This is a genomic window from Streptomyces qaidamensis (genome assembly GCF_001611795.1).
Lineage (GTDB): Bacteria > Actinomycetota > Actinomycetes > Streptomycetales > Streptomycetaceae > Streptomyces > Streptomyces qaidamensis.
Window position 1 is genome coordinate 3,204,608 of record NZ_CP015098.1, and the last position, 15,876, is coordinate 3,220,483.

The 15,876-nt window shown below is 71.2% G+C and carries 13 protein-coding genes; 12 read left to right on the plus strand and 1 reads right to left on the minus strand.

Going from position 1 to position 15,876, the window contains the following annotated elements; translation table 11 throughout:
- Nucleotides 1–9 precede the first annotated feature (9 nt).
- The 4 genes from A4E84_RS13990 to A4E84_RS14005 all read left to right on the plus strand — a co-directional run bounded on the left by A4E84_RS13990 (nt 10) and on the right by A4E84_RS14005 (nt 5,016).
- Complete coding sequence (locus A4E84_RS13990; protein ID WP_174569429.1) at nt 10–1,728, plus strand: BCCT family transporter; 1,719 nt, start codon at nt 10–12, stop codon at nt 1,726–1,728.
- Nucleotides 1,729–2,450: 722 nt separating this feature from the next.
- Nucleotides 2,451–2,984: a PadR family transcriptional regulator gene (locus tag A4E84_RS13995; protein WP_062931442.1), complete on the plus strand. Its 534-nt coding sequence runs from the start codon at nt 2,451–2,453 to the stop codon at nt 2,982–2,984.
- Nucleotides 2,981–3,667 carry an ABC transporter ATP-binding protein gene (locus tag A4E84_RS14000; protein WP_062926892.1) on the plus strand — a complete coding sequence of 229 codons (687 nt, stop codon included), beginning with the start codon at nt 2,981–2,983 and terminating at the stop codon, nt 3,665–3,667. Before A4E84_RS13995 ends, A4E84_RS14000 begins: the two co-directional genes overlap by 4 nt.
- On the plus strand, nt 3,667–5,016 hold the full coding sequence (locus A4E84_RS14005) for an FtsX-like permease family protein (protein WP_062926893.1): 1,350 nt from the start codon (nt 3,667–3,669) through the stop codon (nt 5,014–5,016). The genes A4E84_RS14000 and A4E84_RS14005 overlap by 1 nt, the downstream gene beginning before the upstream one ends.
- A 93-nt stretch (nt 5,017–5,109) precedes the next feature.
- Here the strand turns inward: A4E84_RS14005 and A4E84_RS14010 are convergent, their stop codons facing one another.
- Complete coding sequence (locus A4E84_RS14010) at nt 5,110–5,646, minus strand: HNH endonuclease (protein WP_031110731.1); 537 nt, start codon at nt 5,644–5,646, stop codon at nt 5,110–5,112.
- A 312-nt stretch (nt 5,647–5,958) separates the two neighbouring features.
- Here A4E84_RS14010 and A4E84_RS14015 point away from each other — a divergent pair, with 312 nt between their 5' ends.
- The 8 genes from A4E84_RS14015 to A4E84_RS14050 all read left to right on the plus strand — a co-directional run bounded on the left by A4E84_RS14015 (nt 5,959) and on the right by A4E84_RS14050 (nt 15,847).
- Nucleotides 5,959–7,059, plus strand: coding sequence for a mechanosensitive ion channel family protein (locus tag A4E84_RS14015; RefSeq protein ID WP_062926894.1), 1,101 nt, complete (start codon nt 5,959–5,961; stop codon nt 7,057–7,059).
- 229 nt (nt 7,060–7,288) lie between these two features.
- Entirely contained in the window at nt 7,289–8,500 is a 1,212-nt protein-coding gene (locus A4E84_RS14020) for an ROK family transcriptional regulator (protein ID WP_062926895.1), read from the plus strand.
- Between the two features lie 57 nt (nt 8,501–8,557).
- The gene (locus tag A4E84_RS14025) at nt 8,558–9,895 is read left to right on the plus strand and encodes an ABC transporter substrate-binding protein (RefSeq protein WP_062926896.1); all 1,338 of its coding nucleotides are present in this window, start codon (nt 8,558–8,560) and stop codon (nt 9,893–9,895) included.
- A gap of 3 nt (nt 9,896–9,898) precedes the next feature.
- Nucleotides 9,899–10,843 carry a carbohydrate ABC transporter permease gene (locus tag A4E84_RS14030; RefSeq protein WP_062926897.1) on the plus strand — a complete coding sequence of 315 codons (945 nt, stop codon included), beginning with the start codon at nt 9,899–9,901 and terminating at the stop codon, nt 10,841–10,843.
- Nucleotides 10,840–11,733, plus strand: a complete 894-nt coding sequence (locus A4E84_RS14035; protein ID WP_062926898.1) for a carbohydrate ABC transporter permease — start codon at nt 10,840–10,842, stop codon at nt 11,731–11,733. Before A4E84_RS14030 ends, A4E84_RS14035 begins: the two co-directional genes overlap by 4 nt.
- Before the next feature lie 6 nt (nt 11,734–11,739).
- On the plus strand, nt 11,740–13,005 hold the full coding sequence (locus A4E84_RS14040) for a 6-phospho-beta-glucosidase (protein ID WP_062926899.1): 1,266 nt from the start codon (nt 11,740–11,742) through the stop codon (nt 13,003–13,005).
- Nucleotides 12,996–13,961 (plus strand): N-acetylglucosamine kinase, encoded by a 966-nt coding sequence (locus tag A4E84_RS14045; RefSeq protein WP_062926900.1) that lies wholly within the window; start codon nt 12,996–12,998, stop codon nt 13,959–13,961. Before A4E84_RS14040 ends, A4E84_RS14045 begins: the two co-directional genes overlap by 10 nt.
- Before the next feature lie 443 nt (nt 13,962–14,404).
- Entirely contained in the window at nt 14,405–15,847 is a 1,443-nt protein-coding gene (locus tag A4E84_RS14050; RefSeq protein WP_062931444.1) for a hypothetical protein, read from the plus strand.
- Nucleotides 15,848–15,876 lie beyond the last annotated feature (29 nt).

The following is a 15,876-nucleotide window of genomic DNA, read 5'->3' on the forward strand; positions in this document are numbered from 1 at the left end:
AGAGAGAGCATGGCTGCTCCCCAGGCGACGAAATCACCGGCCGATATTCCGGATCAAGAGAAAACCGGGAGCCACTCCCCCCTGGCGTCGATCGCACCACGCGTCTTCTGGCCGTCCGCGATCATCATCGTCACCTTCGTCCTCTACACCACGATCTTCAAGAACTCCGCACAGCGCGTCATCAGTGCGGTGCAGGAACAGATCATCAGCGGTCTCGGCTGGTATTACACCGCTCTCGTCTCACTCTTTGTGATCTTTACCCTATGGGTTGGTATCGGCCGTTTCGGAGACATCCGGCTCGGCAAGGACGACGAGCGACCCGAGTTCAGCATGGGCTCGTGGCTCGCGATGCTGTTCGCCGCGGGTATGGGTATCGGGCTCGTCTTCTGGGGTGTCGCCGAACCGCTGAACCACTTCGCCTCCCCGAGGCCGGGGGTCGGTGAGGCCGAGGCGACGCGGAGCGAGTTCGCCATGGTCCAGACGTTCCTGCACTGGGGAATCCACCCCTGGGCCATCTACGTCGTGGTCGGTCTCGCCGTCGCCTACGCCGTGCACCGCAAGAGCCGTCCCATCTCGATCCGCTGGGCTCTGGAACCGATCTTCGGCGACAGGATCAAAGGCGCCTGGGGCGACGCCATCGACACCATCGCCGTCGTCGGCACGGTCTTCGGCGTGGCCACCTCGCTCGGCTTCGGCGTCCTGCAGATATCGGCGGGGCTCGGCTTCCAGGGGTGGGTGACCGACCCCGGCACGTCCCTTCGGGTCGTCCTCATCATCGGCATCACCCTGCTGGCCACCATCTCCGTGGTCACGGGCGTCGGCAAGGGCATCAAGTGGCTGTCCAACATCAACATGGGCCTGGCCGGCGGGCTGCTGGTGTTCATCCTCGTCGCGGGCCCGACGCTGTTCCTCCTCAACGGCTTCGTCGAGGACATCGGCGCGTATCTGCAGAACATCCTCGCGTTGAGCTTCGACACCGGCGCCTCCCAGGGCGAGGAGGGCACCGCATGGGTCAGCGGCTGGACGGTCTTCTACTGGGGCTGGTGGATTTCCTGGGCTCCGTTCGTCGGCGTCTTCATCGCCCGCATCTCCCGCGGGCGGACCGTTCGTGAGTTCGTCACGGGCGTGCTGCTGGTACCGACCCTGCTGACCTTCTTCTGGTTCGCCGTCCTCGGCGGGTCGGCACTCCACCGCGAGACGGTCGGCGAGGGCGGGTTGGTGGGTGAGGACGGCGCGGTCGGTACGGACAGCGCGCTCTTCCAGCTGCTCGACGGCATGCCGGGCGGCGCGCTCGTCGCCGGGGCGGCGATCCTGCTGATCGTGCTGTTCTTCGTCACCTCCTCCGACTCGGGCAGCTATGTGGTCGACGTGCTGGCCTCCGGAGGCAACCCCGACCCGCCGACATGGAGCCGCGTGTTCTGGTGCGGGGCCCAGGGGGCGGTGGCCATCGCACTGCTGATCGCCAGCGGCACGGGGACCGGGTCGCTGACCACGCTGCAGACGGTGGCGATCATCACGGCACTGCCCTTCAGCCTGGTGATGATCGGGATGTGCCTCGCCACGGCCAAGGCCTTCCGCCGAGAACACCACGCCAACCTGGTCGCTCAGCGGAGGAAACAGGAACAGCGCCTCATCGACCAGGCCGTCACGGCGTTCGAGGAGGGCCTGGAGGACGGGTCCGCGTCGAACGGGGCCAAGGACGGCACGGTGGACGCACGCACCCCCTAGACAGGCACCCGCGCGCCGCGCGCCTCGGCATCAGTCGTGAAGGTCGACGACTCGGGCCGGGGCGCGCGGCGCGCACGGTGACCCCCCTGTGAGGGTGAAGGACGAAGCACCTACCTGCTCCTCGCTCCGCACGAAGCGCAGTCCATGGTGGTATGCGCGATGGGCGACCACCCATGCCTTTCGAGCTGTGGGGAACACCCGGGGGGGGCGCCCCGCCCGCGCTTGCGGCCCGGCGCGATGAAGGCATGCCCGGTGGCGCCGTCGGCGTGCACCATACTGCTCCCCCCGCCCGCTTCGACGAGCTCGTCTCGAGTGACCTGAGGGATGTCACCAGCGACCCCACAACCCTGGATCGACCGGCCACCGGACGGTGGTCGCGAAACACGGGTCCAGACCGGTCCGCACGCGCTTCGGGGACGTACGGAGCGAGCCCGTCGCCGCCCCGGCCCCTGGCGTGGCCCCACCGCCTGCGGCTGGACGTCCTCACTCGACCGCGCGGCGTACACCGCGGGTCCCGGCGGATCCGCAAGCACATCGCGGCGGGCGAGGTCTACCGGGCGAACCTCTGCCGCGTACTGTCACTCCGCTCCGCTCCGCTGCCCGAGCCCGAGGGCCCGGCCGTCGCGGCGCCGGAAGAGCTCGGGCGAGGCGACGCTGCGGCGGCGAACTCTTTCGCGACAGACTATTCACTCAGTACATGTACTCAGTGCATAATGCTCGGCATGAGCACCCGTCACATCCTGCTGGGCCTGCTCGCGACGGGCCCGAGCCATGGCTACGACCTGAAGCGGCGCCACGACGAACGCTTCCCGCAGGCCCGTCCGCTGGCCTACGGGCAGGTCTACACGACCCTGCAGCGCCTCGTACGGGACGGCCTCGCCGAGGTCGACGGCACCGACTCGGACGGCGGCCCGGAGCGCACGATGTACCGGACGACGGACGAAGGGACGCACGAACTGGCCCGGTGGGCCGGGGAGATCGCGCCACCCGCGCCCTTCGTGGCGAACGAGATCTTCGCCAAGGTCGTGGTCGCGATCCTCGCGGGCGGCGACCCGGCCCGGTACCTGAGCGCCCAGCGCGCCGCGCACATGGAGCGGATGCGGGAGCTCACGGCGGTCAAGGCCGCCAAGGGCGCGGACCTCGCGACCGTGCTCTCGGCGGACTACGCCCTCAACCACCTCGACGCCGACCTCCGCTGGATGAGCACCACGGCGGCCCGGCTCACCACCCTGACCGCGGAGGTCGACGCAGCATGAGCAGACCCGTGCCCCTCCTCACGGCCGGCGGCCTCGTCAAGGCGCACGGCCGGACACAGGCCCTGCGCGGCGCGTCGGTCGAGCTGCACGCCGGCGAGATCCTCGCCGTGACCGGCGCGAGCGGCAGCGGGAAGTCGACGCTGCTGCACTGCCTCTCCGGCATCGTCCGCCCGGACGCGGGCTCGGTGACGTACGACGGCCGGCGGCTGGAGGACCTGCCCGAGAAGCGGCTGAGCGAGCTGCGGCGCACCGAGTTCGGCGTGGTGTTCCAGTTCGGGCAGCTCATCCCCGAGCTGACGGTCCTGGACAACGTGGCCCTGCCCCTGCTGCTGGCCGGCACCGACCGGGTCACGGCCCGGGCCCGGGCCGGGGAGTGGCTGGAGCGGTTCGGCGTGCGGGGCCAGGAGGACCTTCGGCCGGGCGAGCTGAGCGGCGGCCAGGCGCAACGGGCGGCCCTGGCCCGGGCCCTGGTCACCGGCCCGAGGGTGGTCTTCGCCGACGAGCCGACGGGGGCGCTGGACTCCCTCGCGAGCGAGCAGGTCATGACGGCCCTGGTGCACACGGCCCGCGAGTCGGGCACGGCCGTCCTGCTGATCACGCACGACGCCCAGGTGGCGGCGTACGCGGACCGCGAGGTCCAGCTGCGGGACGGCGCCGTGGCGGCGCTGGGGGTGACGGCGTGATGTCGCTTCGAGCCGATGTGCGCCTCGCCTGGGAGCTCACCCGGGGCTCGGACCGCGGCGAGTGGTGGCGGGTGACCCTCACGGCGGCGGGGGCGGCGCTCGCGACCGGGTTCGCGCTGGCGGCCGTCACCCTGGCGGCACTGCGCGGCAGCTACGACGTGCCCGTCGCCGCGGGGCTGCTGGACCAGCCCGGCACGCGCGCCGGCGTGATCGTCGGCCTGCTGCTCCTGCTCCTGCCGGTGCTCGGGTTCCTCGGCCAGTGCGCCCGGATCGGGGCGGTGCACCGCGACCGGCGGCTGGCCGGGCTGCGGCTGGCCGGGGCGACGCCCTGGCAGGTGCGGCGGATCGCCGCGCTGGAGACCGGGCCGGCCTGTCTGCTGGGCTCGACGGTCGCCACCGTCTTCTTCGTGCTGCTCCTGCTGCGTCACTGGAACCGGCCCAACGCCCTGGCCTGGGTGGCGATCGCCCTGGTCGCCGTCGCCGTACCGCTGCTGGGCGCGGCGGCGGGCGCGCTGGCACTGCGCCGGGTGGTGACCTCGCCCCTCGGCTGGGTGCGCAGGGTCGCGCCGCGCACCGGGCGGGGGCCGGGGCTGCTGTTCCTGGCGGGGGTGGTGCTGATCGGGGTGGTGACGCTGCTCACCGTGCTCAGCATGTTCTCGGCCGCCGCCCACCGTCCGCACGCCGGGATGCCGCTGGCGATGGCGGGCGTGGTCCTCGCGGTCGGCGCGGGCGCCGTGTGGCTCTCCGGGGCAACCGCGAAGGCGACCGGGCGCATCCTGGCCGTCCGGGCCCGGTCGGCTGCGACGCTGATCGCGGCGGAACGGCTGCGCGACGACCCCTGGTCGGCCGCCCGCACCCACGCGGCAGTGCTGCTGGTGACGGTCGTCGGGACCGGCTTCATGGGTGTCCGGCACGTCATGGGCGAGGTGGTGCGCACTCACCGGTTCTCCGCACCCCCGTCCTACTACCTCACCGGCCTCGACCTCACCGGCGCGGCCATCGGCATCGCCTTCGCCATCACCCTGTCCGGCCTGGCCGTCGGCACCGCAGAGTCCCTGGCCACCCGCCGCAGGGGCCTCGCCGCACAGGCCGCCGCCGGGGTGCCGCAGCGGGTGCTCGGCCGGGCCCTGCTGCTGGAGACAGCCCTGCCGCTGGCCCCGGCGGTGCTGCTCGCCGGCCTCGGCGGGACGGCCGTCGGCGTGTGGTACGCCCTGCTCGGCAACGAGCCGGTCCCCTGGGCGATCACCTTGGTCCCCGTCGCCGTCTACGCCGCCTGTCTGCTGGCCGCGGCCACCGCACTGCCCCTGCTGCGCCGATCGGTGCGCCCGGGGGAACTGCGGTACGCGTAGGCACGTCCCCCCTGACGGGCCGGCCCGGGGGAACGGGGGTTCCCCGGGCCGGTCGGCAGGCCGCGCGCGGCAATACGAAGGCCCGGATCGTCGTCAGGCGGAAATGCCGTCGATCCGGGCCATGGCGTCCTCCGCGCCGAACGGCTGCAAGTACGGCAGCCAGCGCGGGTCCCTATGGCCGGTCCCGATGATGCGCCAGGCCAGGCCGGACGGCGGGGCGGGTTTGTGGCGCAGCCGCCAGCCGATCTCGAAGAGGTGCCGGTCGGCCTTCACGTGGTTGCAGCGGCGACAGGACGCCACCACGTTGTCCCAGACGTGCTTGCCCCCGCGGCTGCGCGGGATGACGTGGTCGACGCTGGTTGCGACGCCACCGCAGTACATGCACCGGCCCCCGTCGCGGGCGAACAGCGCCCGGCGGGTCAGAGGAACGGGCCCCCGATAGGGAACCCGGACGAATCGCTTGAGCCGGACCACGCTGGGTGCGGGGACTGTGACGGTCGCGCTGTGCAGATAGGCGCCGGACTCCTCGAGGCATACGGCCTTGTTCTCGAGGACGAGGACGAGCGCGCGGCGGAGCGGTACGACGCCTAGCGGCTCGTACGACGCGTTGAGGACCAGGACATGCGGCACGGATGCCTCCTTGGACGCCGGCGGCGCGTGGCTCGCGCCGGGACGATTCGTAGCCAGTCTCCCCTCATGCCTGGTGGAAGCGCCACCATGTCCCCGTAACGGGCTGGGAGTGTTTTCGACCACATCTGATGCATCCCCCGGAGCACGGCCTGTTCAAGCCCAGGTGAGCACGGTCTCTCCTTCACACATCCTGCCGAAGCACACACAATGCCCCGTTAGTGTGGTGGTTCTGCCCCTTCGGTGACCCCGCCGTGACCTTGACCCCGCGAACCACCGCACCGGGGCAGACCGCTGCACCTGGAGGTACCTGCCGTGTCCCTGTCCGCCGTCCTGCTCGCCGCCGGTCCGTCGCCGTCGCCGACCCCCTCGGACTCGGAGACTCCGAGAGTGCCCTCGCTCCAGGACGCCCAGGAGAGCGCGACGAACGCCGCCGGCTGGGTCGAGCAGAACTGGTCGACGTGGCTCGCGATCGGGCTCAGGGTCCTGCTCATCGTGGCGATAGCGGTGATCCTGAGGGTCGTCGTACGGCGGTCGATCACCAAGCTGATCGACCGCATGAACCGGAACCACCAGACCGGGGAGAGCAGTGCGATCGGCGGGCTGCTCGTCAACGTCGAGCGCCGTCGGCAGCGCTCGCAGGCCATCGGCTCGGTGCTGCGCTCGGTGGCGTCGTTCCTGATCATCGGCACCGCCGCGCTGATGATCCTGGGCACCTTCCAGATCAACCTCGCCCCGCTGCTGGCCTCGGCCGGTGTCGCCGGTGTCGCGATCGGTTTCGGCGCCCGCAACCTCGTCACGGACTTCCTGTCCGGCGTCTTCATGATCCTGGAGGACCAGTACGGCGTCGGCGACACGATCGACGCGGGCGTCGCCTCCGGCGAGGTGATCGAGGTGGGCCTGCGCGTGACCAAGCTGCGCGGCGACGGTGGTGAGATCTGGTACGTCCGCAACGGCGAGGTCAAGCGCATCGGCAACCTCTCGCAGGGCTGGGCGACGGCCAACGTCGACGTCACCGTCCACGCCGGTGAGGACCTGGACAGGGTGAAGGCCACCCTGGACGAGGTCGCCGAGAAGATGGGCGCCGAGGAGCCCTGGAACGAGCTGCTGTGGGGCCCGATCGAGGTCCTCGGCCTGGACAGCGTGCTGCTGGACTCCATGGTCGTGCGCGTCACGGCCAAGACGATGCCCGGCAAGTCCCTGACCGTGGAGCGCGAGTTGCGCTGGCGCATCAAGCGGGCCTTCGACGCGGCGGGCATCCGGATCGTCGGCGGTGCCACGGCCCCGGTGGAGGAGCAGCCCGTCGACCCGACGGCGGGGATGGCCGCCCCGTCGGTGTACGCGAACGCGACGTCCCCGCAGTCTGCGGCGGCGTCCCCGCTCGCACCGCCCGCGCCGACGAGCACCACGAAGTAGCAGCGCCCCCCTTACCCAGAGGGCGGCATCCGGCAGAACCGGATGCCGCCCTCTCGCATGTCCGGATGGAGACGGGGCGTCCCCTCTTGACGGCCACCCGGCGCCGGGCTTAGCTTCCTCCCCATCGATAGGAAACTTTCCTAACAGTGATCGCAGAGCGGGCCGTCCGATGGACTTCCCCGCCTGATCACTGAGAAGCTGAGCAGCCGAAGGGCAGGTGTGGACACGCATGGCAGGAACCGCCGGCACGCCGGGCACTCCGCGCGTCCTGCGCGCCATGAACGACCGGGCCGCCCTGGACCTGCTGCTGGAGCACGGACCGCTGTCCCGCACCCGGATCGGCAAGCTCACCGGCCTGTCCAAGCCGACCGCCTCCCAGCTCCTGTCCCGGCTGGAGGCGGCGGGTCTCGTCCTGGCCACCGGCACCACCGAAGGCCGGCCGGGCCCGAGCGCCCAGCTCTACGAGGTCAATCCGGCAGCCGGTTACGCCGCGGGGCTCGACGTCACCCCCCAGCGGATCCTCGCCGCGGTCGCCGACATCACCGGCCGCACGGTCGGCCGCTTCGAACTGCCCACCCCCGGCAGGCGCACCGGCACCCCGGTCGTCCAGCAGGTCACCGACGCCCTGGACGGAGCCGTGAAGGCGGCCGGTCTCGCCCGGGACGACGTCCACCGCCTCGTCATCGGCACCCCCGGCGCCTTCGACCCCACCACCGGACGGCTGCGCTACGCCTCCCACCTGCCCGGCTGGCACTCCCCCACCCTGCTGGAGGAGCTCGCCGCCGCCCTGCCGATGCCGTTCGAGTACGAGAACGACGTCAACCTGGTCGCGCTCGCCGAGCAGCGCCTCGGGGCGGCCCGGGGCCACGCGGACTTCGTGCTGCTGTGGAACGAGGAGGGCCTGGGCGCCGCCCTGGTGCTGGGCGGCCGGCTGCACCGCGGCTGGACCGGCGGCGCCGGCGAGGTCGGCTTCCTGCCGGTGCCGGGCACCCCCCTGGTCCGCCAGGTCACCAAGGCCAACAGCGGCGGCTACCAGGAGCTGGCCGGCTCCCAGGCCGTCCCGCGCCTGGCCCGCGAGCTCGGCATCGAGGACATCCCGCAGGGTCCGTACGCCGAGGCCGCCGCCCGGTTGCTGGCCCGGGCGGCGCAGACCGGCGACGACGCCCACCGGCACCTCCTGCGGACCTACGCGACGCGGCTGGCCACCGGTCTGGCCTCCCTGGTCTCGGTCCTCGACCCCGAGCTCGTCGTGCTGAGCGGCGCGTCCCTCACCTCGGGCGGCGAGCCGCTGCGCGCCCTCGTCCAGACCGAACTGGAAGAGCTGGCCGCGTCCCGCCCGCGCCTGGTCGTGGGCGACGTCCGTGAACACCCCGTGCTGCGCGGCGCGCTGGAGAGCGCGCTCGCGACGACACGCGACGAGGTCTTCGACACCTCCCGCTGACCCCCCCCCCCCCCCGCGATTCCCTTCCTCTTCCCCCGTGCCTCAGGGAGCCCTGCCATGCCCGGAATATCCAGAAAAACCGCCATCACCCTCGCCGCCTCCGCCTCCGTCGCCCTCCTCGCCACGGCCTGCACCGGCAAGCCGGACTCCGGCGCGAGCGACGACGCCTCCAAGGAGACGACCGTCACCTTCTGGCACGCCTGGAGCGCGCCGTCGGAGGTGAAGGCCGTCAAGGAGCTGGTCGCCGGCTTCGAGAGGGCGCACCCCAACATCCACGTCGACGTCGTCGGCAACATGACGGACGACAAGATGAACCAGGCCCTGCGCACCGGCGGCGACAAGGCCCCGGACGTGATCTCGTCGTTCACCACGAACAGCGTCGGGAAGTTCTGCTCCTCGGGCGCCCTGGTGGATCTCAACCCCTTCTTCGAGAAGTCGGGCATCGACCCGCAGAAGACCTTCCCGAAGGCCATGAACGAGTACACCCGGTTCGAGGGCAACCGCTGCGCGGTCCCCCTCCTCGGCGACGCCTACGGCCTCTACTACAACAAGACGGCGTTCAAGAAGGCGGGCATCACCGCACCGCCGAAGACCTGGTCGGAATTCGAGCGGGTCGCCGAGAAGCTGACCATTCCCCAGGGCGACACGTACAAGCAGCTCGGCTTCATGCCGAACTACCACGGCTGGGAGACCACCACCGAGCACTACCTCGGCCAGTTCTCCCCCACGTACTTCGACAAGGAAGGCAAGTCGAACGTCGGCAAGGACCCGGCCTTCGAGGCCGCGTTCAAGCTGCAGAAGAAGCTGGTCGACGCACTCGGCGGCTACCGCAAGCTGGAGACCTACCGCTCCGGGCTCGGCGACGAGTGGGGCCCCCGGCACCCCTTCCACACCGGCCAGGTCGCCATGCAGCTCGACGGCGAGTGGCGCCTGGGCATGGCCCTGGACGCCAAGCCGAAGTTCGACATCGGCGTGGCCCCGCTGCCCGTCCCCGACGACCAGGCCGACCAGTACGGCAAGGGCTACATCACCGGCACCATCGCCGGTATCGCCGCGACCGGCAAGAAGCAGAACGCGGCCTGGGAGCTGGTGAAGTACATGACCACGGACACGGACGCGGTGGTGAACTTCTCCAACGCCATCCACAACGTGCCCTCGACGCTGGCGGCCCTGAAGTCCCCGAAGCTGACGTACGACCCGCGCTTCAAGACGTTCCTGGAGATCGCGGCGGACCCGAACTCCACCACCGCCCCCGCCTCCGTCAACGGCGGCGTCTACCTCACCACGATCCAGCAGTTCGGCTACGACTACGAAAGCGGCAAGGCGACCGATCTCAAGGCCGGTCTGAAGAGGACGGCGGCACAGATCGACACGGACATCGCGCAGGCGAAGTAGGCCATGAGTACCTCTACTCTGCGGGCGAAGCACCGCCGCTCGTCCCTGCGCACCCTCGCCTTCCTCTCCCCCTGGCTGATCGGCTTCACGGTCTTCTTCGCCTACCCCCTGGTCTCCACCGTCTACTTCTCCTTCATGCGGTACGACGGCTTCAGGCCGCCGGTGTGGAGCGGCACGAAGAACTGGGCGTACGTCTTCGAGCACTACCCGCTGTTCTGGCCCGCCCTGCGCAACACCCTGTGGCTGGTCGTCATCATGGTCACGCTCCGGGTCGCCTTCGGCCTGGGCGTGGGCCTGCTGATCACCAGGATCAAGACGGCCACGGGTGTCTTCCGCACCCTCTTCTACCTGCCGTACCTCGCCCCGCCCGTGGCGGCCACGATGGCCTTCGCCTTCCTCCTCAACCCCGGTACGGGCCCGGTCAACTCCCTCCTGGAGAAGACGGGGCTGCCGGCCCCGGGCTGGTTCAACGACCCGGCCTGGTCGAAGCCGGCCCTGACCCTCCTGGCCCTGTGGGGCATCGGCGACCTGATGGTCATCTTCATGGCCGCCCTGCTCGACGTGCCGAAGGAGCAGTACGAGGCGGCGGAACTGGACGGCGCGACGCCCTGGCAGCGCTTCCGCTACGTGACGCTCCCGAACATCTCGCCGATCGTGATGTTCGCGGTCGTCACCGGCGTGATCCAGACCATGCAGTACTACACGCAGCCTCTGATCGCCGGGAAGGTCGCCTCGGGCGTGATCCAGGGAGCGGGCACGCAGTTCGAGCCCGGCTATCCCGACAAGTCCACCCTCACCCTCCCCCAACTCGTCTACAACCTGGGCTTCCAGCGCTTCGACTACGGCTCGGCCTGCGTGGTCGCCCTGGTCCTCTTCGCCCTCTCGATGGCCTTCACGGCACTTCTGATGCGCCGCAGGGGCGGCCTGATCCAGGCAGGTGAACGATGACGCAGGTACTCGAAAAGGCCCTGGAGTCGAAGGCGCCCCCTACCCCCGCGGAACGCACGGCCCGCCGCAGGTTCCTCCTGGAATGGATCGCCGTCCACTCCCTCGGCATCGCCGCGGCCCTCTTCTTCACCCTCCCCTTCGTCTTCGTCTTCCTCACGTCCCTCATGAGCGACAGCCAGGCGCTCAGCCGCGACCTGATCCCGCACACCTGGGAGGGGGACAACTACCGACGGGTCTTCGACACCCCGGGCTTCCTCACCTGGTGGAGGAACACCCTGATCTACGCGGGCCTGGGCACGGTCCTCACGGTCGTGTCCTCGATCCCCGTGGCCTACGCCCTGGCCAAGTTCCGCTTCCGTGGCCGCAATCTGGCCCTCATGCTGGTCATCTCGATGATGATGCTGCCGCCGCAGGTGATCATCATCCCGATGTATCTGTTCTGGGCGAAGCAGCTGGAGCTGTCCGGCTCGCTCTGGCCGCTGATCATCCCCATGGCGTTCGGCGACGCGTTCTCCATCTTCCTGCTGCGCCAGTTCCTGACGACGATCCCCGACGAGTACGTGGACGCCGCCAAGGTCGACGGCTGCGGCGACCTGCGCACCCTGCTGAAGGTCGTCCTCCCGATGGCCAAGCCGGGCATCGCCGCCGTCGCCCTCTTCCAGTTCTTCTACGCCTGGAACGACTACTTCGGCCCCCAGATCTACGCCTCGGAGAACCCGGGCGCCTGGACGCTCTCCTACGGCCTGGAGTCGTTCAAGGGCGCCCACCACACCGACTGGAACCTCACCATGGCCGCCACGGTGCTGGTCATGGCCCCCGTGATCCTCGTGTTCTTCTTCGCCCAGAAGGCGTTCGTCGAGGGCGTCACGCTCACCGGAGTAAAGGGTTAGACACAGATGAAACTCACCGTGGTCGGCGGAGGCTCGACCTACACCCCCGAACTCGTGGACGGCTTCGCCCGCCTGAGGGACACCCTGCCCGTCGAGGAACTGGTCCTGATGGACCCCGCCCAGGACCGCCTGGAGCTGGTGGGCGGTCTGGCCCGCCGCATCTTCGCCCGCCAGGACCACACGGGCCGCATCACCACGACGACCAGCCTCGACGAGGCGGTCGACGGCGCGGACGCGGTCCTCCTCCAACTCCGCGTCGGCGGCCAGGCGGCCCGTCAGCAGGACGAGACCTGGCCCCTGGAATGCGGCTGCGTGGGCCAGGAGACCACGGGCGCCGGCGGCCTGGCGAAGGCCCTGCGCACGGTCCCGGTCGTCCTGGACATCGCGGACCGCGTCCGCCGCACCAACCCCCGGGCCTGGATCATCGACTTCACGAACCCGGTGGGGATCGTGACCCGCGCCCTGCTCCAGGCGGGCCACAAGGCGGTGGGCCTGTGCAACGTGGCGATCGGCCTGCAGCGCAAGTTCGCGGCGCTGCTGTCCGTCGCGCCCTCCGGGATCCACCTGGACCACGTGGGCCTCAACCATCTGACCTGGGAGACGGCGGTACGCCTGGGCGGCCCGGAGGGCGAGGACGTCCTGCCGAAGCTGCTCGGCGAACACGGCGACCGGATCGCCGCCGACCTCCGTCTGCCCCGCCCCCTGCTCGACACCCTGGGCGTGGTCCCCTCCTACTACCTGCGCTACTACTACGCGCACGACGAGGTCGTACGGGAACTGGGGACGAAGCCGTCCCGGGCGGCCGAAGTCGCGGAGATGGAACGCCGGTTGCTGACCATGTACGCCGACCCCGCCCTGGACGAGAAGCCGGAGCTGCTCGGCGAGCGGGGCGGTGCCTTCTACTCGGAGGCGGCGGTGGACCTGGCCGCGGCCCTGCTGGGCGGCGGCGGCGCGCCGTACCAGGTGGTCAACACGTACAACCGGGGCACGATCCCCTTCCTCCCCGACGACGCGGTGATCGAGGTCCAGGCGGCCGTGGGCACCAAGGGCGCGGCCCCCCTCCCCGTACACCCCGTCGACCCCCTCTACGCGGGCCTGATGGCCGACGTGACCGCCTACGAACACCTGGCCCTCGAAGCCGCCCTGCACGGCGGCAGGGAACGCGTCTTCCGCGCCCTGCTCTCCCACCCCCTCATCGGCCAGTACGCGTACGCCGAGACGCTCACCGACCGGCTGATCGCACACAACCGGGAGCACCTCGCGTGGGCCTGACCGTCCTCGCCATCGACGCGGGCAACAGCAAGACCGACGTCGCGATCGTGACGGCGGACGGAGAGGTCCTGGCCACGGCACGCGGGGGCGGGTTCCGTCCGCCCGCGGTGGGCGTGGACACGGCGATGGACGACCTGGCCGAGACGGTCACACGGGCCCTCACCACCGCCGGGCTCACCTCGGTCACCCACGTCTCGGCGTGCCTGGCGAACGCCGACTTCCCCGTCGAGGAGGAACAACTGGCGGCGGCACTGCACGCGCGCGGGTGGGGCACGACGGTGACCGTCCGCAACGACACCTTCGCGATCCTGCGGGCCGGTGTCACCGAACCCCGGGGCGTGGCGGTCGTCTGCGGCGCGGGCATCAACTGCGTGGGGATGCGCCCCGACGGCCGCACGGCCCGCTTCCCGGCCCTCGGCCGGGTCTCGGGCGACTGGGGCGGTGGCTGGGGCCTGTCCGAGGAGGCCCTCTGGCACGCCTCCCGGGCGGAGGACGGCCGCGGCGCCCCCACCGCCCTCGCCCACACGCTCCCCGCCCACTTCGGCCTGCCCACCGTGTACGCCCTGATCGAGGCCCTGCACCTGGAGCACCTCCCGCCCCTCCGACGCCACGAGCTGACCCCGGTCCTCTTCGCGACGGCCTCCGGTGGTGACCCGGTCGCCCGGTCGATCGTGGAACGCCAGGCCGAGGAGGTGGTCGCCATGGCCGTGGTCGCCCTGACCCGCCTGGACCTCCTGTCCGAGGAGGCCCCGGTCCTCCTGGGCGGCGGCGTCCTGGCGGCCCGTCATCCCCTGCTGAACGACCACATCGCCCACTTGCTCACGGAGCGCGCCCCCAAGGCGGTCCCCCAGGTGGTGACGGCTGGCCCGGTGCTGGGGGCGGCGCTGCTGGGCCTGGACACAGTGGGCACGCGCGAGGGGGCGCAGGGGCGGTTGCGGAGGTACTACGGCGTGTGAATCGCAAGGGCTGTCGTCGTTGGGGCAAGGGCGGGTCCGCAACCCGGCGGAGCGGGGTGCCGCCCCCAGCGGCACGCGTGCCCGCAGCTGGGCGAGCCACGACGCTCCCGCAGCCGCCGTCGTACGCAAGGGGGGGGCCGCCCGCAGCGGTTGGCGCGTCAACGGACAGTCAGTCGGTGTGGCACCCCATCGCGCCGTTCCGAGGACGGACACCCCCCGGCGCGGCCCCGGCCCACCCCCCCCGGCTGAAGGCGGAGCCACCCGCACGCCCACCCACGGGAACCGAACCCCCACCCCGCACGTGTTCCTGAGCAAGGGGTAGTGCAAGGGGGGCGCGCGCCACGCTCCACGCTGCGATCCGATCAAGATCGAGGCAAGGCCGGTGCGGATGTCAGTCCCGGCAGCGATACTTGCCGCGACGGATGACCACGGGGGAGGTCACAGTGACGTACACGCCGAAGAGCAGCCCGCCACCACCAGGACCGGGCCTGCCCGTCCTGCCGGCGGTCCCGGCACAGGCGGCACCCCCGGCCCGGCCCCCCGAGAACCCCCCGGCGCCCCCGGCGGCGCCCCGCCGCACCGCCTTCGCCGAAGGCCTCGACCAGCTCCGTGCCGCCGCCACCACCGAACCCGGCCGCCTGCGCATCATCGGCGCCCTCCTCGCCCTCCTCGTCATCGCCTTCGGCGCCGTCACCGCCTGGCAGATGACCGACCGCGCGGCCGCCGCCGACGACGTCCTCACCCGCAGCCAGCCCCTCAGTTCGGACGCCGCCGACATCTACCGCTCCCTCGCGGACGCCAACACCGCCGCCTCCAGCGGCTTCCTCGCCGGCGGCCAGGAGTCGGCCGCCACCCGCGACCGCTACGAGCGGGACATCCGCACGGCCGCCGAGAAGCTCGTCAACGCCGCGGCCAACGCCGAACCGGGCTCCCCGTCCACGGCGACGATCGCCGAGCTCAACAGACTCCTCCCGGAGTACAAGGGCCTGGTGGAGCGCGCCCGTACGTACAACCGTCAGGGATTCCCCGTCGGCGGCGCCTACCTGCGCTACGCCAACGAGAAGATGCAGAAGGAGATGCTCCCGGCGGCGGAGGACCTCTACAAGAAGGAGAACCAGCGCCTCAGTGCGGACTACGCGAGCGCCACGCCCTACCCCTGGGCGGCCATCGCCCTCGGCGTCGCCGCCCTGGCCGCACTCGCCTGGGCCCAGCACCGCAACTACCAGCGGACGAACAGGGTCCTGAACCACGGCCTGGTGGCCGCCACGGCCACGGCCACGGTCGTCCTCCTCTGGCTGGTCGTGGGCCACACCGTCGCCCGCGCGGGCCTGGACGACTCCTACGACCACGGCGTCCGCTCCCTGAACGTCCTGCACGACGCGCGCATCGCCTCCCTCAAGGCCCGGGGCAACGAGAACCTGACCCTGGTGGCCCGCGGCGCGGAGACGAAGAAGGTCGGCGAAGACACCTACGACGCCTACGACTACGACTTCGGCAGGGACATCAAGGCACTGGCCGCGCACCTGGCGGCTGCGGAGAAGCTCGCCGACGACACCTCGGGCGAGCGCCCCGTCACCGCCGCCGTGGGCAACATGACGGAGTGGAAGAAGCGCCACACCGCGGCCCGCGAGCAGGACGAGAACGGCAACTACCAGCAGGCGCTGGACCGCGTCATCGGCACCAAGGGCGCGACGGGCGAGTGCTTCGACAGCGTCGACGAGAACCTGCGCACGGCACTGGCACACGAGGAGACGGAATTCAGGCGCGCGGCCGGCGACGGCCGGGACGCGCTGACGGGCATGCCGGCCGGCGCGGCCCTGCTGGCGGTGCTGGGCGCCGCGGGCTCGGTGCTGGGCATCGGCCGCAGGCTGTCGGAGTACCGGTGAACAGGCCGGGGGCGAGGGGAGGAACGACC

Coding starts and splice junctions, on each gene's coding strand:
- A4E84_RS13990 (WP_174569429.1), top strand. CDS start 10: ATGGCTGCTCCCCAGGCGACGAAATCACCGGCCGATATTCCGGATCAA.
- A4E84_RS13995 (WP_062931442.1), top strand. CDS start 2,451: ATGAGCACCCGTCACATCCTGCTGGGCCTGCTCGCGACGGGCCCGAGC.
- A4E84_RS14000 (WP_062926892.1), top strand. CDS start 2,981: ATGAGCAGACCCGTGCCCCTCCTCACGGCCGGCGGCCTCGTCAAGGCG.
- A4E84_RS14005 (WP_062926893.1), top strand. CDS start 3,667: ATGTCGCTTCGAGCCGATGTGCGCCTCGCCTGGGAGCTCACCCGGGGC.
- A4E84_RS14020 (WP_062926895.1), top strand. CDS start 7,289: ATGGCAGGAACCGCCGGCACGCCGGGCACTCCGCGCGTCCTGCGCGCC.
- A4E84_RS14025 (WP_062926896.1), top strand. CDS start 8,558: ATGCCCGGAATATCCAGAAAAACCGCCATCACCCTCGCCGCCTCCGCC.
- A4E84_RS14030 (WP_062926897.1), top strand. CDS start 9,899: ATGAGTACCTCTACTCTGCGGGCGAAGCACCGCCGCTCGTCCCTGCGC.
- A4E84_RS14035 (WP_062926898.1), top strand. CDS start 10,840: ATGACGCAGGTACTCGAAAAGGCCCTGGAGTCGAAGGCGCCCCCTACC.
- A4E84_RS14040 (WP_062926899.1), top strand. CDS start 11,740: ATGAAACTCACCGTGGTCGGCGGAGGCTCGACCTACACCCCCGAACTC.